Source organism: Bradyrhizobium zhanjiangense (genome assembly GCF_004114935.1).
In the GTDB taxonomy this organism is placed as follows: Bacteria; Pseudomonadota; Alphaproteobacteria; order Rhizobiales; family Xanthobacteraceae; genus Bradyrhizobium; species Bradyrhizobium zhanjiangense.
The window spans coordinates 4,862,417-4,883,738 of record NZ_CP022221.1; the positions used below are offsets into that span (position 1 = coordinate 4,862,417).

A 21,322-nucleotide genomic window follows, 5' to 3' on the forward strand; every position below is an offset into this window, starting at 1 on the left:
GTTCCGTCATCGAGGTTGATCTGAGATAGCGCCCTTGCCCGGGAGTCCGGAATGCCGGTGCACCAGCAGTCTGACGCCTGCGGCGAGGAATCCGCTCGCGGCCCAGCTCAGAGCCAGTGCCACGATGAGGACGAACGCGGCTTTGGCGACGGCATTCAGTCTCGTGCCGAGCAGCGCATATTGCAGCCACAGCACGAACGGGTAATGCGTGAGGTAAATGCCGTAGGCATTGGTCGAAAGACTATCGGCGAGCGCCGAGCGGCGACGCAACAATGCCAGCGAACTGGCCACGAAAGCGATCACGCCTGTTGCGCATGCAGGGGGAAAGGCGAAAGCCGCGGCGAGACGGTATGCGGGCGGGCTGGCATTCCAATCCGGCATCGTCAGCGAGGTCAGCCCGCCCCACAGTGCAAAGCAGGCACATGCTGCGGCAACCCAGGTGGGCCAGTGGCGCGCGAGTGGGCCGTCGATGCGGAAGATACTGCGATCACAGCCGTAGCTGCCGATGGCAAATCCCGCGGAGAAATAGAGGAGATAGTGCAGCGGGCGGCTTAGCTGGAAAGACAATAGGCCGAAAAATGTCCATTCCCAGGGCGTAAAGATCATCGCAAGCGGGACATAGGCCAGTGCCGACAGAATTGTGAGGCCTGCAAAGAACAGCAGCGGACGATCGTCGCACCGGGCGACGATCAGGCTCGCAGCCCGTGGCCATGATGGCATCAGTTCATGCAGTGCAGCGGCCAGGCCGCTGAGCAACAGAAGCTGCCACAAGAACCATTGCGGGCCCGCGGGCCACATCGGCAAAGCGCGCCAGTGCTGCCAAAATGCCGCAGGCGATGGGTCGGTCGCGGTCGTCAGATATGAGGAGTAGTACGCCACCGGACTGAGAAGGGCGACCGCCAGGACGAAGGGCAATCCAATTCGCCACCACCGCTCCGCGAGATAGGCGGCAGCGCCCTTGCGGATGAGGCCGTGCGGGGTGAACAGGCCCGCCAAAAGGAACATCAGGGACATCAAGCTGACGTCCTGCCATGCGCAGAACAGGTCCAGCCCGAACCAGCGCTCGCGGTCGATGATCGGAAACGCGATCCACCGATAGGGCGGCGCGTCGAAGGCGAACGGATGCGGCGGCTGAGAGGCGAGGTAGGGAAGGGCCGAATGGAAGGCGACCACGATCAGGATGACGACAGCGCGCAAGTTGCTGAATGTGACGTTGGCGCCAGGGTTCATGGGGAGCACCGGCCCAGGATTGATCTCGCCGGAACCAACCGAAGGCGATCCACCTGGTTCCAATTCGCCGGGCAGCGGACGCTGTTTTGCTGAAGCCAACGCCTCCAGCGCCCGGCGCGCCGGCATGCTCGTCAGCGCGGGTCTTGTCGCAGCCAGTGCCGGTGGGGCATCGCTGCGCGCATTCTCGCCACGCGATGCGCGCAGCGCGTCGGCTAAATCTCGAGCTCCGTGCCGAACTCGACGACCTGCTTGGTCGGCACGCCGAAGAACGCGGCGGAGCGTTCTGCGTTGCGCTGGAGGAAGGCGAACACGCCTTCGCGCCAGACCCACATGCCCGGGATGTCCTCGCTCGGGATAATGGTCTCGCGGCCGACGTAGTAGGTAATGTCGGAGAGGTCGATGCCGGGCAGCTTGCCCTGGCGGCAAGTAAGCTTCAGTCCCTCATAGATCGTGGGGTTCTGCATGAAGCCATAATGCAGGATCACGCGGGTGATGCCGGGGATGATGTCGATGATCTCGGCGCGTTCGTCGTCGGGAATGTGCGGAGACTCCTCGATCAGCACGGTGACCAGCAGCACGCGTTCGTGCAGCACGCGGTTGTGCTTGACGAACTGGGTCAACGCCAGCGGCACGCCGCGCTGCGCGGAGGCCAGGAACACGGCGGTCCCGGGCAGCCTGGCGCGGCATTTGTTGATGGCCGTCTCGATCAGGTCCTCCTCGGGCTGGCGCAGCCGCGCGCGGGCCGCCTCGACCAGCTTCACGCCGGCGCGCCAAGTCAGCATCAGGAACGCGACGAGGCCGGCGAGCAGCAGCGGAAACCAGCCGCCCTCGAACAACTTGATCGAATTGGCCGAGAAGAAGATCACGTCGATCACGAAGAAGGCGCCGTTCACGGCAACCACAAGCCAGGGCGAATAGCCCCATTGGATCGCCACCAGAGCTGCGAGCAGCGTGGTGATCGCCATCAGCAGCGACACCGCGATGCCGTAGGCGCCGGCGAGCGCGTCGGACGTGCCGAAGCTCAGGACCGCTCCCAGCGTCGCGGCGGCGAGCAGCCAATTCACCAGCGGCACATAGATCTGTCCGATCGCAGCGCTCGTGGTGTGACGGATCAGCATGCGCGGCAGGAAGCCGAGCTGGATCGATTGCTGGGTCAGCGAGAACACGCCGGAGATGATCGCCTGCGAAGCGATCACGGTGGCGACCGCCGAGAAGGCGACGAGCGGATAGTGCAGGGCGTCGGGGCAGAGCTGGAAGAACGGATTCTCGATCATGGCGGGATCGGTGATCAAGAGCGCGGCCTGGCCGAAATAGTTCAGCACCAGCGCGGGCAGGCACACCGCGAACCAGGCGAGCCGGATCGGGAACCGGCCGAAATGCCCCATGTCGGCATACATGGCTTCGCCCCCGGTCACCGCCAGGAAGGCCGCGCCGAGAATTCCGAAGGAGACATGGAAATCCTGGTGGATCAGGAAGTCGAAGGCATAGAACGGGCTCAGCGCCGCCAGCACCGCAGGAGCCTTGACGATGCCGTGGATGCCAAGCGCGGCCAGCACGACGAACCAGGTCAGCATCACCGGGCCGAAGATGCGGCCGATGAAGCCGGTGCCCTGCTTCTGCATCATGAACAGGCCGATCAGGATGGCGATGGTCACGGGTACGACGACGGGCGCAAGCGAGGGGGCGTCGACCTTGAGGCCTTCGATGGCGCTGAGCACGGAGATCGCGGGTGTGATCGCGCCGTCGCCGTAGAGCAAGGCGGCGCCGACGAGGCCGACGACCAGCAGATGCGCCCGCCAGGTGCCGGGCTGGGCGTTGCGGGCATGCAGCAGCGCCAGCAGCGCGACGATGCCGCCTTCGCCGCGGTTGTCCGCGCGCAGGATCAGCAGCGCGTATTTCAGCGAGATGATCAGCAGCAGCGCCCAGAGGATCAGCGAGGCAACCCCCAGGACAGCATCGTGACTTAATGTGCCGCCATGGGCAGCCGCCTTGGCGGCTTCCTTCAGGGCATAGAGGGGGCTGGTGCCGATATCGCCATAGACCACCCCGAGGGCGCCCATGGTCATGGCAAGCGGCAGCGGATCGGGATGGTGGCCGGAGGCGAGTGCGGGCGTACTGGACAATGGCGACCCCCGATGGAAACGCGCCCGGCGGGCCATTCCGACGGGCGCGAGCGTCATGCAGTCTGCGACGAGACGTCGCAAATATCCATGGGGTTGTGTTGGGTCTATAGCGGACTAGCTGACGCGAAGCTGACAGATCCGACTACGGGGTCCGATCGGCGGTCACGAGGCGTGCCTCACGGACATCGGCCTTGGTGCCGGCGCGGCGCAGGCACGAGGCTTCGAAGTTCGGCCAGGCCTGCTGCGAGCAGTCCTTGCCGATGCTGCGGATGTCGAGCCGGTCGCTCTTGGCCAGCGGCTGCGGCACGCTGGCTTCGACCGTCGGGGCGAAGCCGGGCAGCAGGGTGAGGGCGGCAGCAACACATGCAGAGATGGCAATCGCCGAAAGAGCCTTGATCATTGACAGTCCCCTGTGATGCGGCCGCTGCGCCTTGTGTGCGGCCCGTCATTCGTTGGCTGGATAAGTAACCATGGCCAGTTTCCAGACGTCTTCGCCGGAGCGGGAAATGGTTTCGTTGCTGCGCCGTTTGTTTCGTGGCCGCCCCCAGGACGAAACAATTCGGGGGATTCCGACATGGTTTTGCGGAAAAACCGCCAGGGAACCCGCCCGGCTTGCCGGCCCGGGCCGGGCGCGGTAGGAGGAGGTCATGCCGCGCATCGCCTTCTATCCCGGTTCCTTCGACCCCATCACCAACGGCCATCTGGACGTGGTCCGGCACAGCGTTTCGCTGTGCGACAGGCTGGTTGTCGCGATCGGGGTCCACCCCGGCAAGAAGCCGCTGTTCTCGACCGAGGAGCGGCTGAAGATGCTGCACGACGTCTGCGGGCCGGTGGCGGCCCAGGCCGGTTGCGTGTTCGAAGCGGTGACCTTTGACGATCTGTCGGTCACCTCGGCGCGCAAGCACGGCGCGACCATCATGATCCGGGGCCTGCGCGACGGCAGCGACCTCGATTACGAGATGCAGCTTGCCGGCATGAACGAGGCCATGGCGCCGGAGGTGCATACGGTCTTCCTGCCGGCCTCTCCCATGGTTCGCCCGATCACCGCCACTTTGGTGCGCCAGATCGCCGGCATGGGCGGAGACGTCTCGGCCTTCGTCCCGCCGCTGGTTGCGGCACAGCTCAAGGCAAAATTCGCCTGATAACGGCGCGCTTCCTCTCTCATCTGACCGGAGTTGTCATGATCCGAATTCTCGCAGTTCTTGCCGCGCTCGTGTTCGCGGTGCCGGCGGCGGCGCAGCAATTGCCGGCGAACCTCGACAAGGCCAACGCCATCGTCATCGACAGCACCAAGGGCCGCATCGTCATCAAGCTCAGGACCGACATCGCGCCCCAGCACGCCGAGCGCATCAAGCAGCTTGCGCGTGAGGGCTTCTACAACAACGTGCCGTTTCACCGCGTGATGGACGGCTTCATGGCGCAGACCGGCGACGGCCAGAACGGCAACGGCACCGGCGGCTCGAAATATCCGAACCTGAAGCAGGAATTCTCCAAGGTGCACTTTGCACGCGGCATCGTCGGGATGGCGCGGCGCGGTGACAGCGTCGACAGCGCCAACTCGCAGTTCTTCATCATGTTCGCCGACGGCGGCAGCCTCGATAACCAGTACACGGTGATTGGCGAGGTCGTGCAGGGCATGGACGTCGTCGACAAGCTGAAGAAGGCACCGCCCGGCTCGGCCGGCGGCACCGTCACCGATCCCGACAAGATGGTGAAGGTGCAAGTCGCATCCGACATCAAGTAGGAGAGGACGATGGCGCGCCGCGGTGGCAAGCTTGTGCTGGTTGCCGCGATGCTGCTGCTCGGCATCCCCAGTGCGGCCGCCGAAAACGCGCAGGTCAACACCATCCAGGACATTTTCCGGCATCTGCGCACCTGCTGGAAGCCGCCGCCGCCGGCCAAGGCGCGCCCCCTCGACATTACCGTCGTCGTGAGCTTTAACCGGGCCGGAAACATTCTGGGCCATCCGCGGATTAGCTACGAATCCGCGGAGGCCTCCGACAATGACCGGCTGCAATACCGGATCGCAGTGATGGAAACGTTGCAACGCTGCACGCCGGTGCCATTTACCGATGCAATGGCTGGCGCTGCTGCGGGGCGTCCATTCGCGATCCAGTTCCGCACCCGGAAGACTTCACCCCCAACGCAAGAGAGACGAGCATGAGCGTCACCGAAAACACCCTGATCCTCGAGACCACGCAGGGCCCCGTCACCATCGAGATGCGGCCTGATCTGGCGCCCGGTCATGTCGCGCGCATCAAGGAGCTGGTCCGCGAGGGCTTTTACGACGGCATCGTATTCCATCGCGTGATCGACGGCTTCATGGCGCAGACCGGCTGCCCGCAGGGCACCGGCACCGGCGGCTCCGGCAAGAAGCTGAAGGCCGAGTTCAACAAGGAGCCGCATGTGCGCGGCACCGCCTCGATGGCGCGCGCCGCCAACCCCGACTCCGGCGACAGCCAGTTCTTCATCTGCTTCGACGACGCCCGCTTCCTCGACAACCAGTACACGGTGTGGGGCAAGGTCACCGAGGGCATGGAGAACGTCGACAAGATCAAGCGCGGCGAGCCCGTGCAGAACCCCGACAAGATCGTCAAGGCGCGGATGGCGGCGGATAAGGAGTAAGCGGATTTGTCGGTGTCATGCCCCGCGCAGGCGGGGCATCCAGTAATCACCAGCGGCGATTGCGGCTACGATCGGAGTACTGGATCGCCCGCCTGCGCGGGCGATGACAAGTTCTGAGACATGCGCACCGACCTCTTCGATTTCGACCTGCCGCCCGAGCGCATCGCGTTGCGCCCGGCGAGCCCGCGCGACTCCGCGAAGATGCTGGTCGTCGAGAATGGCGCGTTGCGCGATCAGACCATTTCCGACCTGCCGCAATGGCTGAAGCCAGGCGACCAGCTCGTCGTCAACGACACCAAGGTGATCGCGGCGCAGCTGAGGGGCCGTCGCATCGGGCGTGAGACCGAGCCGAGGATCGAGGCGACACTGATCAAGCGCCTCGACGGCTCGCGCTGGCAGGCGTTGGTGAAGCCGGCGAAGAAGCTCACAGCCGGCGACCGCATCCGCTTTGGCAATGAAGGCAAGGTCTGCCTGCTCGGCCATCTCGACGCCGAGGTCGAAGCCAAGGGCAGTGAAGGCGAGGTGACGCTATCGTTCTCGTTCCACGGGCCCGCGCTCGACCAGGCCATCGCCGATCTCGGCAGCCCGCCGCTGCCGCCCTATATCGCCTCCAAGCGCACGCCAGACGACCAGGATCTCGCCGACTACCAGACTATGTTCGCGGCGAACGAAGGCGCCGTCGCTGCGCCGACGGCTGGGCTGCATTTCACCCCGGCGCTGGAGCGGGCGCTGCGCGACCACGGCGTCGGCATCAACCGGCTCACGCTGCATGTCGGGGCAGGGACCTTCCTGCCGGTCAAGGTGGACGATACCGAAGGCCACAAGATGCACCCCGAGTGGGGCACGATCTCGGCCGAGACGGCAGAGCGGCTCAACACCGCGCGCAAGAACGGCGGCCGCATCGTCGCCGTCGGCACCACGTCACTGCGGCTGCTGGAAAGCGCCGCCGCGGAGGACGGCAGCATCCAGCCGTTTGCGGCGGACACGTCGATCTTCATCACCCCCGGCTATCGCTTCCGCGCGGTCGATATCCTGCTGACCAATTTCCATTTGCCGCGGTCGACGCTGTTTATGCTGGTGTCGGCGTTCTCGGGCCTGGAGACGATGAAGCGAGCGTATGCGCACGCCATCGCGACTGGCTACCGGTTTTATTCGTACGGGGATGCATGCTTGTTGTTTCGGGCAGAGCCGTAGCGGTAGGGTGGGCAAAGCGAAGCGTGCCCACCATCTTTCCTGATTGCGCGAGGGAAGTGGTGGGCACGGCGCCTGCGCGCCTTTGCCCACCCTACGATACCGGTTACGCCATCACCCGCTGCGGCAAGAGCTCGGCGATCTGCACCGCGTTGAGTGCCGCGCCCTTGAGGAGCTGATCCGCCGCCACGAACATCGAGATCGAATGGCCGCTGGCGTCGCTGAGATCCTTGCGGATGCGGCCGACCAGGACGTCGTCCTGGCCCGAAGCATCGATTGGCATCGGGAAGTAGTTCTTGGCGCGGTCGTCGACGACCTTGACGCCGGGCGCCTGCGCCATGATGGCGCGGACCTGGTCCTCGGTGATCGGCTTCTCGCATTCGAAGGTGATGGCCTCGCAATGAGCGCGCAGCACCGGCACGCGCACGCAGGTGACACCGACTGCAATGGTTTCGTCCTCGAAAATCTTGCGGGTCTCCTTGATGACCTTGGTCTCTTCGTCGTTGTAGCCGGTGTCAGGGTCGACCGCCGTGTTGTGGTTGAAGAGGTTGAAGGCGTAGGGGTGCGGCATCACCTTGGGCGTATAGACCTGCCCATTGAGATTGGCGCGGGTGGATTCGACCAGCTCCTCCATCGCCGCAGCCCCGGCGCCGCTGGCCGCCTGGTAGGTCGCGATGATGACGCGCTTGATGCGGTTCTTCTGGTGGATCGGCCACAGCGGCACCAGCGCGGTGATCGCGGCGCAGTTCGGGTTGGCGATGATGCCCTTGTGATCGCGGATGCGGTTCGCGTTGATCTCGGGGATCACCAGCGGCACGTTCGGGTCCATGCGGAAGGCGGAAGAGTTGTCGACCACGACCGCGCCGGCCTTGACCGCGATCGGTGCGAACTTCTTGGAGATGCTGCCGCCGGCGGAGAACAGGGCGATGTCGACGCCCTCGAAGGAACGCTCGGTCAATTCCTCGATGACGACCTGTTGCCCGCGGAACGACACCGTCCTGCCGGCCGAGCGGGCGCTGGCCAGCGCCTTGAGCTTACCGACGCGAAAGCCGCGCTTGTCCATGGTGGCGATGAATTCGGCGCCCACCGCACCGGTGACGCCGACAATCGCGACGACGGGATCGTTACTCACTTTGTCCTCCATTTGCATTGAGAATTTAGACAACAAAAAAGCCCCGGACCATCGAGGGCGGGGCTTCGGTAGAGCTGATGCGTTTAAGTCGACGACCTACGCGCGCACGCCTCCCCGGGCCCCTGAGGCCGTGGTGGTTTTGGTCGTGCGTTTGGTGGTCGTGAACATGGCGGCGACTTATGCGGGAGAGTCTTGCAGCCGTCAATGGCTTTTCGCCCCGGTCGATGCCGGGGCCTGTCGCTATTTGGCCCGTGCGCCCGGCGGCTCCAGGATGACTTCCTTGAGGTCGTCGCCACTGATCACGACAATCGCGAAATTGAGCCGGCCGCGTTCGCGCACCAGCCCGCCGCTGATCGCCTTGCCAGAGGCCGCGCGTTCGGCGACGCGCACGGCATCCGCGAGGCGGTGCCTGATCGCACCGAGCGCTGCGAGGTTGCTGCGGTCCTCAAGGTCGAGCTCGGCCAGGGGGAGGGCGGCTTCGCCGCCGACGAGCTCGCCGGTCGAAGCATTGATGGTGTGGCGCCAGATCCGGTCGTTGTGCAGGGTCTTCACCCGGTAGACCGGGACGCCCGAAGCTCCATCGAAACTCACATCCGCCGTCGTGGCGCCGGCGTGCCGGCCTTCCGCGATTGCCATGGCCTGGCTGATCGAGATCGACGAGCTGCGGAAGCGCTCAATCTCGCGGCTGACCGCCTGGCGGTCCGCTTCGGCATCACCATCTGTGTCGCTGTGAAGCGCGGTCGGCGTGCCCGCGGTCACAATCGCCTGTGCCGGTGCGGCGAGGAGCAGCGCGGGCAAGGCGATCGCAAGCAGTTGCGAGGTCCATCGTTTGGCTGTCGTCATGCTCGAAACCCTCGGCCAGCGAATGTGCCGGATGATGGTAAAGAATTCGCGGCCGACCTTGGGCATCGGTCGGCCGCGGAACGCCGCATCGGGCTGTACCCGGCACGACGATCGAAGCGGGACGGACCTCTTTGGGGCTGGTGAAAAAAGCGGTCCGCCTCACCTTGTAACTAAACCATACCGTATCGTTTTATTTTGGTCAAATGGCGAGGCCGTGTTTCCCCGGGGATAGATCGCGCGCTCACGGAATTGTCAGCGGGACGGGCGCCGCTGCGTGCTCTTTGCGGCGCTCTGGATGCGGTCGGCAGGTCCCAGAGCGCCGGCCAGGAACAGCTTGATCGCCGCCCGCATCCGCTTTTCCGCGGCCTTCATCTCCAGCGCCGTTCCGAACGTCGCCATGCGGTGGGTGTGACCGACGACGACGTCGAGAAACACCTCGGCTGCAATGGTGGTGTCTTCGACATCGAGTGCGCCTTGTTCCACCAGGTGGTCGAAGAAGCGCGCCGTGGTGGCGACGGCCTTGAGCCAGCCTTCCTCCTTGCCGAGTTTGGCGACGTCAGGGAAGTTGATGGCCTGTGACGTCATCATGCGGCTGAAGGCGACGGCGTCGGGACCGCAGGTGAATGTGAGCATCTCGCGTCCGATCTCGACCAGACGCTGCTCCACCGAGATGTTCGCGGCGCTGGAGAGCTGCGTCTCCGCGGCCGCCGATAGCGGCGCAAGCCAGCGCGCGATCTCGCGCCTCAGCACGGCCGCAAACAGGCCGCGCTTGTCGCCATAGCGGGAATAAACGGTGGGCTTGCTCACCCGGGCCGCTTCCGCGACGGCGTCGAGCGAGGTTGCATCGAAGCCGCGATCCAGGAACAGGCGGGTAGCGACCTCGATCAGCCGCTGGTCGCGCTCGATCGCGGCGGTTTTCGTCGGCCGGCCGCCGCGCGATTTCGGCACCTCGCGCCGTGGCGCGGCGGTTCTTGTCTTGGTCGCAGTCAATCCCATGCCCAATGATTCCTGCGCGGTCGTGATATCAGTCATTCGCTCTATATCGCGCAGGAGCGGGGGCGTCATCGCGAATCTGGCCGAATTGGCCGTATCGTCAACGGTTTCCGTATGGCCTCGTTCCGTCACGAGGAATCACGGAAGCGTCGATGTCCAGGCCTGGCCGGACGCCGCCTTGTCATATCCGTACTGATACAGCGCCCGCATATAGGCAGTATCGAACCCTTCCGAGGGCGCCGTCGGATAGTCGCGCGCGATGTAGGAGAGATGGAAGCCCAGGCGGTTGCGCTTGGCGAAATCATAGGTCGAGAAGATGATCGAGCGCGTCTGCGACTGAGTGATCGACGACAGGCTGCGCGAGGCGACGTCGATGGTGCTGTTGGAGACCAGCTCGAAATTGCGTTCGATCTTCTTGTTGACGAGGATGTAGATGTCCATCTTCGCGTTGCCCGGCAGGCGGCTGCCCTGGAAGAGCAGGGCTTCCGGCAGCGTCAGCACCGGCGCCGTCACGCCGCCATCGACATGCATCTCCTGAAACCTGCGGCCCTGGCCTTCGGCGTCGATCATGATCGGCGGAAACACCAGGGGAATGCTGGCGGAAGCCGCCATCACGTCGCGAAACAGTTTTAGCGCCTCGGGTGTTCCGACCGCGGCGATCTTGCCCATGTCCCAGATCGCGGTCCGCTGGGTGTCGAGATCGGTCGTCACCACCAATAGCTTCCGGCCCTTGGCATTTTCGCGCGCGACTTGCGCCATGATCTCGGGCCCGACATAGCGGGCGACGAGCTCGCGCAGCCGCGTGTTGCCGAACAGGCCGGATCCGAACAGCACCCGCATGATGCTGGGATCGTTCAGCAGACTCTCCGCGATGCCGCTGGTGTAGACCTCCTTCAGCGTGTCGTCATATTGCGAGCCGAGGAACGCAAACGGCGCGATCAGGCCGCCGGTGCTGACGCCCGAGACGACCGAGAAGGTGGGACGGGTTCTGGCTGCGGTCCAGCCGTTCAGCACGCCGACGCCATAGGCGCCGTCGGCACCGCCGCCGGATAGCGCCAGATAGGTTTTGGTCGCGGTGTCCTTCTCGAAGCTGAATTTCGTGACGGGCTCATCGGCGTAGCGCCGGAGGCCATCGATATCGAGCACACGCGATGTGCTGGCTTCGGCGGCCGTATAGGGCGTGCGGGGCAGGGACGTGCAGGCACCGAGCGCCAGGTTGCACGTCAGGACCAGGACTCCGGCCAGGCGGGCGCCTATCCGCCTTATCCAGCCCTGCGAGAGGCCGGGAATATCGGTCGAACTTGAAGGGAGGGGCATCGTCGGTGGCTGGCGATCACGCTTATACCGCCGCCGGCAAATTTGCCGCGGCAATCTCGTCCAGCCCCCAAGATAAAACTACACTGTATCGTTTTGTTTAACAAGGACAGGGCACCAATATCCGCTCCAATTGTGTCCCAGTCTGAGGCACAAGCCAGCCTTGGCGTGGTTCGCGCGGGTTGATCGGCCTTCTCCGACACGCAATAAGCACCGCCATGAATCCCGACAATGATCTTCCAAATCACTTTGAATTGCTCGCCACCGATGGCGCCGCGCGCACCGGGCGCCTGACCACGCCGCATGGCGTGGTCAGGACGCCGGCGTTCATGCCGGTCGGCACCGCGGGCGCCATGAAGGGCATGCACTGGCGCGAGGTGCGCGACGCCGGCGCCGATATCGTGCTCGGCAACACCTACCATCTGATGCTGCGCCCCGGGGCCGAGCGGATTGCGGCGCTTGGTGGCTTGCAGACATTCACCGGTTGGAACGGGCCGATGCTGACGGATTCCGGCGGCTTCCAGGTGATGTCGCTGGCGGATCTGCGCAAAGTCAGCGAGCACGCCGTCACCTTCCGCTCGCATATCGACGGCGCTAAGGTCGAGCTGTCGCCGGAGCGCTCGATCGAGGTGCAGCGCTTCCTCGGCTCCGATATCGCCATGCAGATGGACGAATGCGTGCGGCTGCCGGCTGAGCGTGACGACATCGAGCGGGCGATGCGCCTGTCGCTGCGCTGGGCCGAGCGCAGCAAGCGGGCCTTCACGAGCGCGCCCGCCGGTTACATGCTGTTCGGCATCGTGCAGGGTGGCGACGTACCGCAGCTTCGCCATGCCAGCGCGCAAGGGCTGGTCGAGATCGGCTTCCACGGCTATGCGATCGGCGGCCTTGCCGTCGGCGAGCCGCAGGCGGTGATGCTGGCGATGATTGACGAGACCGCACCATTGCTGCCGAGAGAGCGGCCGCGTTACCTCATGGGCGTCGGCACGCCCGACGACATCCTCGAGGCAGTCAAGCGCGGCATCGACATGTTCGATTGCGTGATGCCAACCCGCAATGGCCGTCACGGCGTCGCCTTCACGCGCTTCGGCCAGGTCAATTTGCGCAACGCGCGCCACGCCGACGATCCGCGTCCGCTCGATGAAGAGAGCTCATGGCCGTCGACGCGGAGCTGCGCGCGCGCCTATCTGCATCATCTCGTCAAGGCGGGCGAGACGCTGGGGGCGATGCTGCTGTCCGAGATCAATGTCGCCTATTACCAATCCCTGATGCAGGGCATCAGGGACGCGGTCGCACAGGGAAGGTTCGAGGAGTTCTATCAGCGTACGCGCGAGGACTGGACGAGGGGCGACATAGCCCCGCGCTAGATATTAATTGCAGACGAAGCGCTGCTTGACGGCATGCTTGGTCACGAAGCCATAGCCGCAATTGTCACAGGTCCAGAGATAGCTGATCACGTGGTCGGAGATGTAGGCAGATGCTTCGGCGGCGACCATGGAGTCGGCGCAGACCGGACAGGTAGGCAACTCGCTGCAACGCGGATAGCGGTTCAGCGCGACGGTCGACAACACTTCAGCAACTGCCGACATCGTGGTGACCTCCCTGCTTTGAGACCTAAGTCTAACATAAGCAGAATCAGTTGACGAGGTCGCAACACAAATGCGTTGGTTTTCTGATATTTGCAGCTCATGCGATTTTGCGATGCAGCGTATTTAACATGTGCCGCATTGTCGCTTGCGTGTCGCTGCAAGCTGTCCGTAACTGCGCGAGACTGTGAAAGCGCAGATTGTTGCCACAGGGAGTTCATCATGGACGCGTCGTCCAAGACGGGTGCAGCGCACCAACCCGGCCGCGGCCGGATCTATGACTCGATCGTCGAGGCTTTTGGCGACACGCCGATCGTGCGGTTGCAACGACTGCCCGGCATGCACGGCGTGAACGCGACCATTTTGGCAAAACTTGAATATTTCAATCCGGCCGCGAGCGTGAAGGACCGCATCGGTGCGGCCATGATCATCGCCATGGAGAAGGCGGGCATCATTAAGCCCGACACCGTGCTGATCGAGCCGACCTCCGGCAATACCGGAATCGCGCTTGCCTTCGTCGCGGCCTCGCGCGGCTACCGGCTCAAACTGGTGATGCCGGAGTCGATGTCGATCGAGCGGCGCAAGATGTTGGCCTTTCTCGGTGCGGAACTGGTGCTGACGCCGGCAGCCCAAGGCATGAACGGCGCCATTGCCGCTGCGGAAGAACTGTTGAAGACGACGCCGAACTCGGTGATGCCGCAGCAGTTCAAGAATCTCGCCAACCCCGAGGTGCACCGCCGCACCACGGCGGAAGAGATCTGGAATGACACGGCCGGCAACATCGATGTCTTCGTCGCCGGTGTCGGCACCGGAGGCACCATCACAGGTGTCGGCCAGGTGCTGAAGCCGCGCAAACCTTCCTTGCGGGTGGTGGCGGTCGAGCCGGAGGAGAGCCCGGTGCTCTCAGGCGGCCAGCACACCCCGCACAAGATCCAGGGCATCGGCGCCGGCTTCGTTCCCGACATCCTCGATCGCTCCGTGATCGACGAGATCGTGAAGATCAATTCGACGACGGCAATCGAGGCCTCGCGCGCGCTGGCGCGGCATGAGGGCATTCCGGGCGGCATCTCTTCGGGCGCCGCGATCGCGGCGGCACTCCAGATCGGCAAGCGGCCAGAAGCTGCGGGAAAAACCATCCTGGCGGTGGTGCCGTCCTTCTCCGAGCGGTATCTTTCCACGGCTCTATTTGAGGGAATCTAGGACATGGCGGATCAACCGAGGCGGCCGCGTACGCTGGGCGATGCCAGAACGGAAGCCGAGGCGGCATTCAAGAAGGTGACGGCCAAGGTCGCCGTGGCGCCGCCCAAGCAAACCGCCGTTCCCGGCGTCAAGGAGCAGGTCACGCTGCGTATCGACCAGGACGTGCTGGAGTTCTTCCAGGAGGGCGGGCCGGGCTGGCAGGATCGTATCAACGAGGCGCTGCGGAAGGCTGCGGGGAAGTCGTAGCCAACGTCGTCATTGCGAGCCAACGGGTCCGCGCGAAGCGCGGCCCGATGACAGGCTCCGCGACGCGATCCAGAATCTTTCCACGGTGACAGCCCTGGATTGCTTCGTCGCAAGGGCTCCTCGCAATGACGGAGCATGCTGCGACACCGTCGTACCAAAGAAAAAGCCCGGCGCGAGCCGGGCTTTTGTTTTGAAGCTGCAGTCCTGCCTCAGCGGCGGAACATGCCGCCCATCATACCGCCGACGACGCCACCCACGAAGGCTGCGCCGGCAGCATCGCCGGGGCTGCTACGCTGGGGAGCCGGTGCCGGCGCGCTGCTGGGTGGCGGGGCACTGGCGCGCCGAGCCGCTTTCTGGCTGTTATCGCTGGCGGTCGGCGGTGCGGCTACGATCTCCGAGAGCAGGGCCTTGTGCTGGTGCTTATTGAGGTAGCCGGACGAAGGATAGCCGCGCGCTGCTTGCCAGCGCTTGAGCACGGCGCGGGTCTCGTCGCTGAACACGCCGGTCTGCTTGGTGTCGAAGCCGAGGCCGGTGAGGCGACGCTGCACGTCGCGGCGCTGGTTCTTGTCGAGGCCGATCTGGTCTTCGGTGAGCTGAGTGGCCTCGTCGGTAAAGGTCGCGGGATCGATACCAGCGTTGAGCGTGCGGGTCGCGGTCGAGGGGCCGCTCTTGATCGCGGCAAGGCGTGCCAGCGCCAGCGCCTTGAACTGACCGTTCGGATAGGCGGCGAGATAGGCGTTAAGCTCTTCCGGCTTGTTGGACTCCTTCACCGAGCGCCAATATTCGAGCTCGACACCGTCCGAGCCGCCGCCGGTTGCCGCCGGCACGGTGCCGGCCGCGGTCGGCGCCGCGTTGGCAACTTGCGTTGCCGGGGCCTGGTTGAGGTAGACTGAGCCGGTCAGGTTGGTGTGGCCCCACGGCAGTTGGCCCTTGCGGGTCTCTTCATTGACCTGGGCGCGCACCGACGTCATCGCCTGCTGAATCTCGACGCCGGGCTTGGTGATGTTGTCGATCAGCGCACGGGTGAACGGGCTGTTGTTGCCCTCCTGGCCGTCGAGCGCGGTCTGGCCAGGGCCGGTGGCGAACGCGATCAGCGTGCCTTCGCCGGACTTCATCTCGGCGAGACCGCTTTGGACGTTGACGCTGCGGGTCGCCGAGTTCGACTTGATCTTGGCGGCGAACGGATTGTCGCGGCAGGCATCGAGGAAGACGAGCTTGACCTTGGCGTCGCCCATGGTCTGCTCGAGCGTCAGGTCGATGTTGATGGCGGCCCCTAGCTTGACGTCCATCTCCGACTTGATGTCGGCGTCGACAGGCAGGAGATAGTTGGTGCCGCTGACGGCAATGCCGTGGCCGGCATAATAGAACAGCGCGATGTCGGAGCCCTGCGCCTTGCGGCCGAAATCGAGCAGCTTCTCCGTCATCTGGTCGCGGCTGAGATTGGACCCTTCGATCACCTCGAAGCCGACATTGCGCAGCGTCGCCGCCATCGCCTTGGCGTCGATCGGCGGGTTCGGCAATTGCGCGACGTTCTTGTAGGAGCCGTTGCCGACGACAAAGGCGACGCGGCGGTCAGCCTTCGCAGCACTGATCGACAGTGCCATGCACATCAGCGAAGCGAGGAGGGTGAGATAGCGCATTCTGAAATCCCCCAGAATCGAATTGCAGGCAGCAACAAATTAGCAACGAACCTACACGAAGTGCCCGACTTCGCGCCACCAAAACGGCGGTCCGCTGCGTTCAACCCGCTGCTGTGTGGCCGAATGTGCACGATGGAATCCTTCTCCAACGTGATCCAAATCACACGGCCACTTCGTTTTTGTCGCGCGAGGCGGCGCGAGGTTCACCGCGCGCGGGCTGGAACCACTGATGGCGGCCTTAAATTGAGGAGATTGCCGCACAGGATCAGCGCCGCGCCCAGTACGGTCAAGGTGTCGAGACGCTCCGAATACAACAGCCAGCCGACGGTTGCCGTGAGCGGAACCCGCAGGAAGTCCATCGGCACCACGATGGTCGCATCCGCGTATCGGAGCGCGCTGGCGAGGCAGTAGTGCGAAAATGTGCCGCAGACCCCGATGACGAAGAGCCAACCCCACATGGAGGCCGACGGCCAAGTCCAGACGTAGAGCGTAGGTAGCAGGCCGACGACCATCTGTACGATGATCATCCAGAACAGGATCGACAATGCGCTTTCGGTCCGGGTCAGCGATTTCGCCAATATCATGGAGATGCTGAAGCCAATCGCGGCCCCAAGCGCGATCAGCTGGCCCGGATTGATCTCGCCGGTGGCGGGCCGCACGATCATGACCACGCCGACGATGCCGAGTACGACGGCGGCGATCTTCCAGACGGTCATGCGCTCGGACAGGAAAGTTGCGGCCAGCAGTGCCGTCCAGATCGGCATGGTGAATTCGATTGCGACGACCTGGCCGATCCCGATCAGCGCCAGCGCGTAGAACCAGCCGAGCTGCGCGAAATAGTGGACTCCGTTGCGCGCGAGGTGCTGCGGCAGGCGTTTGGTCGCGATGGCCTTGAAGCCGCCGGTGCGGTAGATGATCGGCAGAAGCAGAAACAACCCGATCACAGATCGCACTTCCATGATTTGGAAGACGTTTAGCTCGCTCGTGGTCTCGCGGCCGGCAACCGCCATGACCAGCATCAGCGCTAGCCAGCCGGCCATCCAAAGTGCAGCCATCGATTTGGACGGTGTCGCGGTCATAGGTGTGAGTGCGGGAAATCGTACGTGAGGGGAAAGCCGGTATCAGCGACATCGCTGCCGTTTGCAACGGTCAAATCTGCGGATGCAGCGATGCAGCTCGGTGTGCTAAGGCGTCAGCGAACAACGAGAAAATCGGGAGGTCTTCGCTCATGCGCATCTTGCAGCCGGCCGAGTGGAAAAAACCGCGCGGCTTTTCCCATGGCGTGGTGGTCGACGGGCCGGGGCGTTGGGTGGTGCTGGCCGGGCAGACCGGCGGCGACGAGAGCGGCAACTACGCGCCCGACATGGCGGCGCAAGTTGCGACCGCGCTGAAGCGGATCATCAAGCTTCTGGGCGAGGCCGGCGCGGGCCCCGAGCACATCGTCCGCCTGACCTGGTACCTGACCAGCCGCAGCGAGTATGAGGCCGCCGGGGCCGGCATCGGCGCGGCCTGGAAGGAAACGCTGGGACGCAATTTCCCGCCCTCGACGCTGCTCTACATCGGCGGTCTCGTGGACGAGCGGGCCAAGGTCGAGATCGAGGTCACGGCGTTCGTGCCGAATGCATAAAAAAGACCCGGCGAGGTCGCCGGGTCGATGGTCTTGAAACTGATCTGGCTCAGCGCGTCATCGAGATGTTGGCGCCGCGGAATTGGCTGTCGGCGCGCAGCGTGACGGTCTGCTTGTTGCCGATCGTCCTCAACGCGATATTGGCGTTGAAGCCGGCGGCGGAGGCGACCACCTCGAAATTTCCGCCACCGCCGCGGCCCTGGAGCGAGCCGCTAATATTGCGGCTGGCCTCGGACCAGTTGCCGGTGATGGCGCTGCCCTCTGCCTTGACGCTGGCCCCGAGATTGAACTTGTAGGCGTCGCTGGCGCAGGTCAGCGACATTTCCATGGTCGGACCGATCGGGGCGTATTTGGCCCGGCACCGGATCCGCTCGGTCGAGCCGTCATCGAGGATGACAGTACCGCCGCCGCTCCAGCTGCCTGCCATCGGGGCAAACGGGCCGGCCTGGGCTTTGCTTTCAGTGTGGGCGATAGCCGCCGCAAACAAAACGGCGGCCGCGATCAGCAGCCGCCGGCCTTTAGCGCGAGCCTCAGTTGGTTTATTGGCGCGATGCTTCCCACCGCCCGCTGCACGGTATGCCTGCAGATGCTCCATTCCACTTCCCCGATCCGGCGTTGCCGTTGAGTTGACCGTTGGCATATGCACCATTGATCGAAACTTTCACAAGTCCCTCACGGCCGATGGTGCCGGAAACGTTAGCGCCGGGCGCGGTGATCTTGCCGTCGGCAACCGTCAGCATGGAGCTTGCGGTGGGTTCGCAGGAGCCGCTCTTGGTCACGATCGTGACCTGCCAATTGCCGTCATAGGGACCCTGGGCGAAGGCGGGAGCGGCGAGGGTGCCGGCGAAAACTGAGGCGGCACAGAACACCGCAATGCGACCAAAACGCATGAATTCCGTCCTTGAACTTGTCTGATATGCTGACGTTTATTCGGACGAAATGTGACGGAAATTTGTTGCAATGCCAAATCGAAAATTGTTCCTGTGGGAACAATGGTTTATTTGGGTTCTTGGCTCCGATTTTCGAAGCAGAATCAACGCGGGCTCACGTTAAGGGTAAACGTCAGGAGAGACTCGGTGCCGAGGTCGCGAACTGCTCGTCCTGAACTTTGGCCGGCAGCGCCTTGTGAACCTTGATGTAGTCGATCACGTCGGCCAGCAGCTTGAGGCCGAGAGGCGCCAACGCGCGCTCCCAGAGCTCCCGCGCCGTCTCGCCCTTTTTTACGAAGCACCAGTCCTGGGCGGCGATGGCGCCCGCGTCCATGCGGTCGGCGAGGTGGTAGATCGTGCCGCCGGCGACGGGATCGCCTTCCTTGATGGTCCATTCTACGGCCGCCTTGCCGCGGTGACGCGGCAATAGCGAAGGGTGATAGCCGATCCCGCCATACTTGGCGGCGGCGAGCGCGTCCTTGCCGATCCGGGCGTGGCTATGCGCCGTGATGATCAGCTCCGTATCGGGGCCAATCTCGGAGGCCACCACCAGCTTTGGATTGGCCTGGACCCCCACCTCGATGCCGGCCGCCCTGGCGGCCGCGGCGAGGCGATCCTCGGCATCGGCCACCACGACCCGCACGATCGAGACGCTGTGCTCCCGGAGCATGTTCAGGGTGGTCACGCCGAAATGGCGGGAGCCGACGAGGGTAATGCGCATGGGTGTCCGATCTGTCTCGCAGCTGCGTCATCCCCCGATATCACGTCCGGACGTCCTGTCACCACCCGCGCTGCGTTTGCGCGGGTTATCAACAATGCACAGCGCATCACGAAATCATCTGATGGTAATACGTTCTCAACCAGCCTGGCGTATCGACGAATCCGTCGCGGATTTGTATTGCGTACCGCGACCTGAGAATGTCCCGCCGGCGTGGGTGCGCCGCGCGGGCCTTTTTGGCCGGGACCGATTTCATGCCCAGCGCGATTGAGCAGATCGTCGACACCTATGTCCGACTGAAGAACCGGCGTGGCCTCGACGAGCTGATGATGCACCGGCAGCGGCTCGCCGTCGATCTGAAGAGCAGGTCGGGCTATGATTTCAGCCTGCCCATCGGCCAGATCGACGAGGAGATCGCGATCATCGAGGCAGGCCTCAGCCGGCTGAAGGCCGAAAGCGCGGGTCTCGGTCCATCTTCTCCTGTCTGAACCGTTCAGTCGCGCCTGCCACCGTCAATGACCGTGAACAGCGGCCGCGCCGGGGTCGGCTCGACCAGGAGCTCTTCCACCAGTGCGGTTGCCGCATCGACATATTTGCGCGTCGGCTGGTCGAGCGGACGCTTGGCCTCGTCGTCGAGCGCGACTTTCGCGGCCTCGACCAGCTTGCGCATGCGCGCCGCGTGATCATCGCCTGCCGTCAGCGTCGCGCGTGCCAGCGAGCGCAGCACGAACAGCTCGCCCTCGAGGCGGAGCAGACGGTCGTTGAGCCTGGTGAGGACGGCGTTGAGGTCGGCCATGGCTGATGTTCGGCGCGGAGGATCCGCCCTGATCTAGCGGCGATCGGTGAACGGAGTCCAAACGCCTGCGGCGCAATTGGGCGGATTTTCCGGCGATCTCGCCGATGTGACCGGTTGTGACGCGCAGATGAATGGTGCGAGCAGGTTCTGCTGACCACATGATCGGCGGGGACGTCAGGAGCCCGTGCCATGCGCTCTGTCTTGGCTTTACTTGTTCTGATGTCAGCGTGCGCCTCGGCTGCCGCAGCGCCGAGGCATTACGCGCGTCCGCGGCACCATGTCGTGGTCCGCCCCGACACGCGCGCGGTCGTGCCGCCCGGCTGGTACAGGTTTCCCGGTCATCCGCCGATCCCGCCGTCGGAGAACAGGAATCTCGATCCCTCCAATTTCGGCGGCGGCTGATCGCGGCTCACAATGCGGTCGATGGGCGAGGGGATACCCGGCTTTCGCTGGGCAACGACGGCGAGCGAACCGATGCCTCGGCCCTACCATCCAACGCCCGCCCAGCGCCGTCCGAACACGGGCGGCTTGGTCTTCACCGCTTCCCAGCCGAAGAAGTGATGCTTGCCGGACCAGCTATGCACCACACTGCTACAGATGCTGCACTTGAAGCTGCCGGAATGCGCTTCGGCATGTTCCTCCCTTGTCGCGGTGTAGCTCATGCTGCAACCCGGGCAGGTGAATTCTTCGATCGTCCAGATGCTGTTGGCCATTGCACAGAATGTTTTTTGGGGACCTCAACCCACGGTAGCCACGGGCCTTTGCAGCGGCGTAAACCGGGCCGGAGAAATCCACTTAACGGGCGTTAGCCAAGCCAGGCCGCAAGTCCCGGTCAATGCGCATCTGCACGCGCCTGATGGCGAGCAGCGGGAGCTTGCCTTGCACCCGCCCGGAGCGGACCCTGTCGCCGATCGCATAGGCATAGCGCCAGTAGCCCGGCGCGGCATTCCGCTTCAGCGAATAGTGGACGCCGCGGTGAATCCCCGCATGTGCATCAAGGTCTCTGGGTTCGGCCGTCATCGTCCTCAAAATGCCGATTGGTCCGATGCGTTCCTAGTCGGCGGATCTTGCGGGAACCGGTCGCCTTGACGCCCGGCTTGTTGCTGGCAATAACGGCTAGGCCTCGCAAGCG

At 64.2% G+C, this 21,322-nt stretch carries 27 protein-coding genes; 11 read left to right on the forward strand and 16 right to left on the reverse strand.

The window, feature by feature from the left end; all coding sequences use genetic code 11:
- Positions 1-6 precede the first annotated feature (6 nt).
- The 3 genes from XH85_RS23270 to XH85_RS23280 all read right to left on the reverse strand — a co-directional run bounded on the left by XH85_RS23270 (position 7) and on the right by XH85_RS23280 (position 3,753).
- Entirely contained in the window at positions 7-1,356 is a 1,350-nt protein-coding gene (locus XH85_RS23270) for an acyltransferase family protein (RefSeq protein ID WP_128933643.1), read from the reverse strand.
- A gap of 86 nt (positions 1,357-1,442) precedes the next feature.
- Entirely contained in the window at positions 1,443-3,296 is a 1,854-nt protein-coding gene (locus tag XH85_RS23275) for a potassium transporter Kup (RefSeq protein ID WP_128937391.1), read from the reverse strand.
- 199 nt (positions 3,297-3,495) lie between these two features.
- Positions 3,496-3,753: a hypothetical protein gene (locus tag XH85_RS23280; RefSeq protein ID WP_128933644.1), complete on the reverse strand. Its 258-nt coding sequence runs from the start codon at positions 3,751-3,753 to the stop codon at positions 3,496-3,498.
- Positions 3,754-4,000: 247 nt separating this feature from the next.
- On the opposite strand from XH85_RS23280, the gene coaD reads away from it, so the two are divergent.
- The 5 genes from coaD (at position 4,001) to queA (ending at position 7,172) form a co-directional block, all read left to right on the forward strand.
- Positions 4,001-4,495: a pantetheine-phosphate adenylyltransferase gene (gene coaD, locus XH85_RS23285; RefSeq protein WP_091897761.1), complete on the forward strand. Its 495-nt coding sequence runs from the start codon at positions 4,001-4,003 to the stop codon at positions 4,493-4,495.
- 38 nt (positions 4,496-4,533) lie between these two features.
- Positions 4,534-5,097 carry a peptidylprolyl isomerase gene (locus XH85_RS23290; protein ID WP_128933645.1) on the forward strand — a complete coding sequence of 188 codons (564 nt, stop codon included), beginning with the start codon at positions 4,534-4,536 and terminating at the stop codon, positions 5,095-5,097.
- 9 nt (positions 5,098-5,106) lie between these two features.
- Complete coding sequence (locus XH85_RS23295) at positions 5,107-5,517, forward strand: hypothetical protein (protein ID WP_128933646.1); 411 nt, start codon at positions 5,107-5,109, stop codon at positions 5,515-5,517.
- Positions 5,514-5,978 carry a peptidylprolyl isomerase gene (locus tag XH85_RS23300; protein WP_008563933.1) on the forward strand — a complete coding sequence of 155 codons (465 nt, stop codon included), beginning with the start codon at positions 5,514-5,516 and terminating at the stop codon, positions 5,976-5,978. The genes XH85_RS23295 and XH85_RS23300 overlap by 4 nt, the downstream gene beginning before the upstream one ends.
- Positions 5,979-6,098: 120 nt before the next feature.
- The gene (queA, locus tag XH85_RS23305; RefSeq protein WP_128933647.1) at positions 6,099-7,172 is read left to right on the forward strand and encodes a tRNA preQ1(34) S-adenosylmethionine ribosyltransferase-isomerase QueA; all 1,074 of its coding nucleotides are present in this window, start codon (positions 6,099-6,101) and stop codon (positions 7,170-7,172) included.
- 103 nt (positions 7,173-7,275) lie between these two features.
- Here queA and XH85_RS23310 read toward each other — a convergent pair whose 3' ends face one another.
- From XH85_RS23310 to XH85_RS23325, 4 genes are all read right to left on the reverse strand, one after another.
- On the reverse strand, positions 7,276-8,313 hold the full coding sequence (locus XH85_RS23310) for an aspartate-semialdehyde dehydrogenase (RefSeq protein ID WP_128933648.1): 1,038 nt from the start codon (positions 8,311-8,313) through the stop codon (positions 7,276-7,278).
- 228 nt (positions 8,314-8,541) lie between these two features.
- Positions 8,542-9,144, reverse strand: coding sequence for a PepSY domain-containing protein (locus XH85_RS23315; protein ID WP_164939742.1), 603 nt, complete (start codon positions 9,142-9,144; stop codon positions 8,542-8,544).
- 252 nt (positions 9,145-9,396) lie between these two features.
- Positions 9,397-10,140 carry a TetR/AcrR family transcriptional regulator gene (locus tag XH85_RS23320; RefSeq protein WP_128937392.1) on the reverse strand — a complete coding sequence of 248 codons (744 nt, stop codon included), beginning with the start codon at positions 10,138-10,140 and terminating at the stop codon, positions 9,397-9,399.
- Between the two features lie 135 nt (positions 10,141-10,275).
- A complete protein-coding gene (locus tag XH85_RS23325) occupies positions 10,276-11,454 on the reverse strand; it encodes a patatin-like phospholipase family protein (protein ID WP_128933650.1) in 1,179 nt (392 codons plus the stop codon).
- Positions 11,455-11,669: 215 nt separating this feature from the next.
- Here XH85_RS23325 and tgt point away from each other — a divergent pair, with 215 nt between their 5' ends.
- Complete coding sequence (tgt, locus tag XH85_RS23330; protein WP_128933651.1) at positions 11,670-12,815, forward strand: tRNA guanosine(34) transglycosylase Tgt; 1,146 nt, start codon at positions 11,670-11,672, stop codon at positions 12,813-12,815.
- A gap of 3 nt (positions 12,816-12,818) precedes the next feature.
- On the opposite strand, the gene XH85_RS23335 is transcribed toward tgt, so the two are convergent.
- The gene (locus tag XH85_RS23335; RefSeq protein WP_128933652.1) at positions 12,819-13,037 is read right to left on the reverse strand and encodes a hypothetical protein; all 219 of its coding nucleotides are present in this window, start codon (positions 13,035-13,037) and stop codon (positions 12,819-12,821) included.
- A 219-nt stretch (positions 13,038-13,256) separates the two neighbouring features.
- Between XH85_RS23335 and cysK the strand changes: the two genes are divergently transcribed.
- The gene (gene cysK, locus XH85_RS23340) at positions 13,257-14,234 is read left to right on the forward strand and encodes a cysteine synthase A (RefSeq protein WP_091897794.1); all 978 of its coding nucleotides are present in this window, start codon (positions 13,257-13,259) and stop codon (positions 14,232-14,234) included.
- Positions 14,235-14,237: 3 nt separating this feature from the next.
- Positions 14,238-14,480: a BrnA antitoxin family protein gene (locus XH85_RS23345; protein ID WP_128933653.1), complete on the forward strand. Its 243-nt coding sequence runs from the start codon at positions 14,238-14,240 to the stop codon at positions 14,478-14,480.
- Between the two features lie 209 nt (positions 14,481-14,689).
- On the opposite strand, the gene XH85_RS23350 is transcribed toward XH85_RS23345, so the two are convergent.
- Together XH85_RS23350 and XH85_RS23355 are read right to left on the reverse strand one after the other, a co-directional pair.
- A complete protein-coding gene (locus XH85_RS23350) occupies positions 14,690-16,120 on the reverse strand; it encodes a caspase family protein (protein WP_128933654.1) in 1,431 nt (476 codons plus the stop codon).
- Between the two features lie 203 nt (positions 16,121-16,323).
- Positions 16,324-17,199 carry a DMT family transporter gene (locus XH85_RS23355; protein ID WP_128933655.1) on the reverse strand — a complete coding sequence of 292 codons (876 nt, stop codon included), beginning with the start codon at positions 17,197-17,199 and terminating at the stop codon, positions 16,324-16,326.
- A gap of 149 nt (positions 17,200-17,348) precedes the next feature.
- On the opposite strand from XH85_RS23355, the gene XH85_RS23360 reads away from it, so the two are divergent.
- Positions 17,349-17,747 carry a RidA family protein gene (locus tag XH85_RS23360; RefSeq protein WP_128933656.1) on the forward strand — a complete coding sequence of 133 codons (399 nt, stop codon included), beginning with the start codon at positions 17,349-17,351 and terminating at the stop codon, positions 17,745-17,747.
- A gap of 49 nt (positions 17,748-17,796) precedes the next feature.
- Here XH85_RS23360 and XH85_RS23365 read toward each other — a convergent pair whose 3' ends face one another.
- The 3 genes from XH85_RS23365 to XH85_RS23375 form a co-directional block, all read right to left on the reverse strand.
- Positions 17,797-18,342 (reverse strand): hypothetical protein, encoded by a 546-nt coding sequence (locus XH85_RS23365; protein WP_164940353.1) that lies wholly within the window; start codon positions 18,340-18,342, stop codon positions 17,797-17,799.
- Entirely contained in the window at positions 18,287-18,637 is a 351-nt protein-coding gene (locus XH85_RS23370) for a hypothetical protein (RefSeq protein ID WP_091897812.1), read from the reverse strand. Before XH85_RS23370 ends, XH85_RS23365 begins: the two co-directional genes overlap by 56 nt.
- A gap of 172 nt (positions 18,638-18,809) precedes the next feature.
- Positions 18,810-19,397 (reverse strand): formyltransferase family protein, encoded by a 588-nt coding sequence (locus XH85_RS23375; RefSeq protein ID WP_128933658.1) that lies wholly within the window; start codon positions 19,395-19,397, stop codon positions 18,810-18,812.
- A 251-nt stretch (positions 19,398-19,648) separates the two neighbouring features.
- On the opposite strand from XH85_RS23375, the gene XH85_RS23380 reads away from it, so the two are divergent.
- The gene (locus XH85_RS23380) at positions 19,649-19,882 is read left to right on the forward strand and encodes a hypothetical protein (protein ID WP_128933659.1); all 234 of its coding nucleotides are present in this window, start codon (positions 19,649-19,651) and stop codon (positions 19,880-19,882) included.
- A gap of 5 nt (positions 19,883-19,887) precedes the next feature.
- Here the strand turns inward: XH85_RS23380 and XH85_RS23385 are convergent, their stop codons facing one another.
- Positions 19,888-20,190, reverse strand: coding sequence for a hypothetical protein (locus XH85_RS23385; RefSeq protein WP_128933660.1), 303 nt, complete (start codon positions 20,188-20,190; stop codon positions 19,888-19,890).
- Positions 20,191-20,379: 189 nt separating this feature from the next.
- Between XH85_RS23385 and XH85_RS23390 the strand changes: the two genes are divergently transcribed.
- On the forward strand, positions 20,380-20,592 hold the full coding sequence (locus tag XH85_RS23390; protein WP_128933661.1) for a hypothetical protein: 213 nt from the start codon (positions 20,380-20,382) through the stop codon (positions 20,590-20,592).
- Between the two features lie 83 nt (positions 20,593-20,675).
- Here the strand turns inward: XH85_RS23390 and XH85_RS23395 are convergent, their stop codons facing one another.
- Both XH85_RS23395 and XH85_RS23400 read right to left on the reverse strand, forming a co-directional pair.
- Entirely contained in the window at positions 20,676-20,903 is a 228-nt protein-coding gene (locus XH85_RS23395) for a hypothetical protein (protein WP_128933662.1), read from the reverse strand.
- Positions 20,904-20,985: 82 nt separating this feature from the next.
- Positions 20,986-21,210, reverse strand: coding sequence for a hypothetical protein (locus XH85_RS23400; RefSeq protein WP_128933663.1), 225 nt, complete (start codon positions 21,208-21,210; stop codon positions 20,986-20,988).
- Between the last annotated feature and the right edge of the window lie 112 nt (positions 21,211-21,322).

Coding starts and splice junctions, on each gene's coding strand:
- XH85_RS23270 (WP_128933643.1), bottom strand. CDS start 1,356: ATGCCGGCGCGCCGGGCGCTGGAGGCGTTGGCTTCAGCAAAACAGCGT.
- XH85_RS23275 (WP_128937391.1), bottom strand. CDS start 3,296: ATGACCATGGGCGCCCTCGGGGTGGTCTATGGCGATATCGGCACCAGC.
- XH85_RS23280 (WP_128933644.1), bottom strand. CDS start 3,753: ATGATCAAGGCTCTTTCGGCGATTGCCATCTCTGCATGTGTTGCTGCC.
- coaD (WP_091897761.1), top strand. CDS start 4,001: ATGCCGCGCATCGCCTTCTATCCCGGTTCCTTCGACCCCATCACCAAC.
- XH85_RS23290 (WP_128933645.1), top strand. CDS start 4,534: ATGATCCGAATTCTCGCAGTTCTTGCCGCGCTCGTGTTCGCGGTGCCG.
- XH85_RS23295 (WP_128933646.1), top strand. CDS start 5,107: ATGGCGCGCCGCGGTGGCAAGCTTGTGCTGGTTGCCGCGATGCTGCTG.
- XH85_RS23300 (WP_008563933.1), top strand. CDS start 5,514: ATGAGCGTCACCGAAAACACCCTGATCCTCGAGACCACGCAGGGCCCC.
- queA (WP_128933647.1), top strand. CDS start 6,099: ATGCGCACCGACCTCTTCGATTTCGACCTGCCGCCCGAGCGCATCGCG.
- XH85_RS23310 (WP_128933648.1), bottom strand. CDS start 8,313: ATGGAGGACAAAGTGAGTAACGATCCCGTCGTCGCGATTGTCGGCGTC.
- XH85_RS23315 (WP_164939742.1), bottom strand. CDS start 9,144: ATGACGACAGCCAAACGATGGACCTCGCAACTGCTTGCGATCGCCTTG.
- XH85_RS23320 (WP_128937392.1), bottom strand. CDS start 10,140: ATGGGATTGACTGCGACCAAGACAAGAACCGCCGCGCCACGGCGCGAG.
- XH85_RS23325 (WP_128933650.1), bottom strand. CDS start 11,454: ATGCCCCTCCCTTCAAGTTCGACCGATATTCCCGGCCTCTCGCAGGGC.
- tgt (WP_128933651.1), top strand. CDS start 11,670: ATGAATCCCGACAATGATCTTCCAAATCACTTTGAATTGCTCGCCACC.
- XH85_RS23335 (WP_128933652.1), bottom strand. CDS start 13,037: ATGTCGGCAGTTGCTGAAGTGTTGTCGACCGTCGCGCTGAACCGCTAT.
- cysK (WP_091897794.1), top strand. CDS start 13,257: ATGGACGCGTCGTCCAAGACGGGTGCAGCGCACCAACCCGGCCGCGGC.
- XH85_RS23345 (WP_128933653.1), top strand. CDS start 14,238: ATGGCGGATCAACCGAGGCGGCCGCGTACGCTGGGCGATGCCAGAACG.
- XH85_RS23350 (WP_128933654.1), bottom strand. CDS start 16,120: ATGCGCTATCTCACCCTCCTCGCTTCGCTGATGTGCATGGCACTGTCG.
- XH85_RS23355 (WP_128933655.1), bottom strand. CDS start 17,199: ATGACCGCGACACCGTCCAAATCGATGGCTGCACTTTGGATGGCCGGC.
- XH85_RS23360 (WP_128933656.1), top strand. CDS start 17,349: ATGCGCATCTTGCAGCCGGCCGAGTGGAAAAAACCGCGCGGCTTTTCC.
- XH85_RS23365 (WP_164940353.1), bottom strand. CDS start 18,342: ATGGAGCATCTGCAGGCATACCGTGCAGCGGGCGGTGGGAAGCATCGC.
- XH85_RS23370 (WP_091897812.1), bottom strand. CDS start 18,637: ATGCGTTTTGGTCGCATTGCGGTGTTCTGTGCCGCCTCAGTTTTCGCC.
- XH85_RS23375 (WP_128933658.1), bottom strand. CDS start 19,397: ATGCGCATTACCCTCGTCGGCTCCCGCCATTTCGGCGTGACCACCCTG.
- XH85_RS23380 (WP_128933659.1), top strand. CDS start 19,649: ATGCCCAGCGCGATTGAGCAGATCGTCGACACCTATGTCCGACTGAAG.
- XH85_RS23385 (WP_128933660.1), bottom strand. CDS start 20,190: ATGGCCGACCTCAACGCCGTCCTCACCAGGCTCAACGACCGTCTGCTC.
- XH85_RS23390 (WP_128933661.1), top strand. CDS start 20,380: ATGCGCTCTGTCTTGGCTTTACTTGTTCTGATGTCAGCGTGCGCCTCG.
- XH85_RS23395 (WP_128933662.1), bottom strand. CDS start 20,903: ATGGCCAACAGCATCTGGACGATCGAAGAATTCACCTGCCCGGGTTGC.
- XH85_RS23400 (WP_128933663.1), bottom strand. CDS start 21,210: ATGACGGCCGAACCCAGAGACCTTGATGCACATGCGGGGATTCACCGC.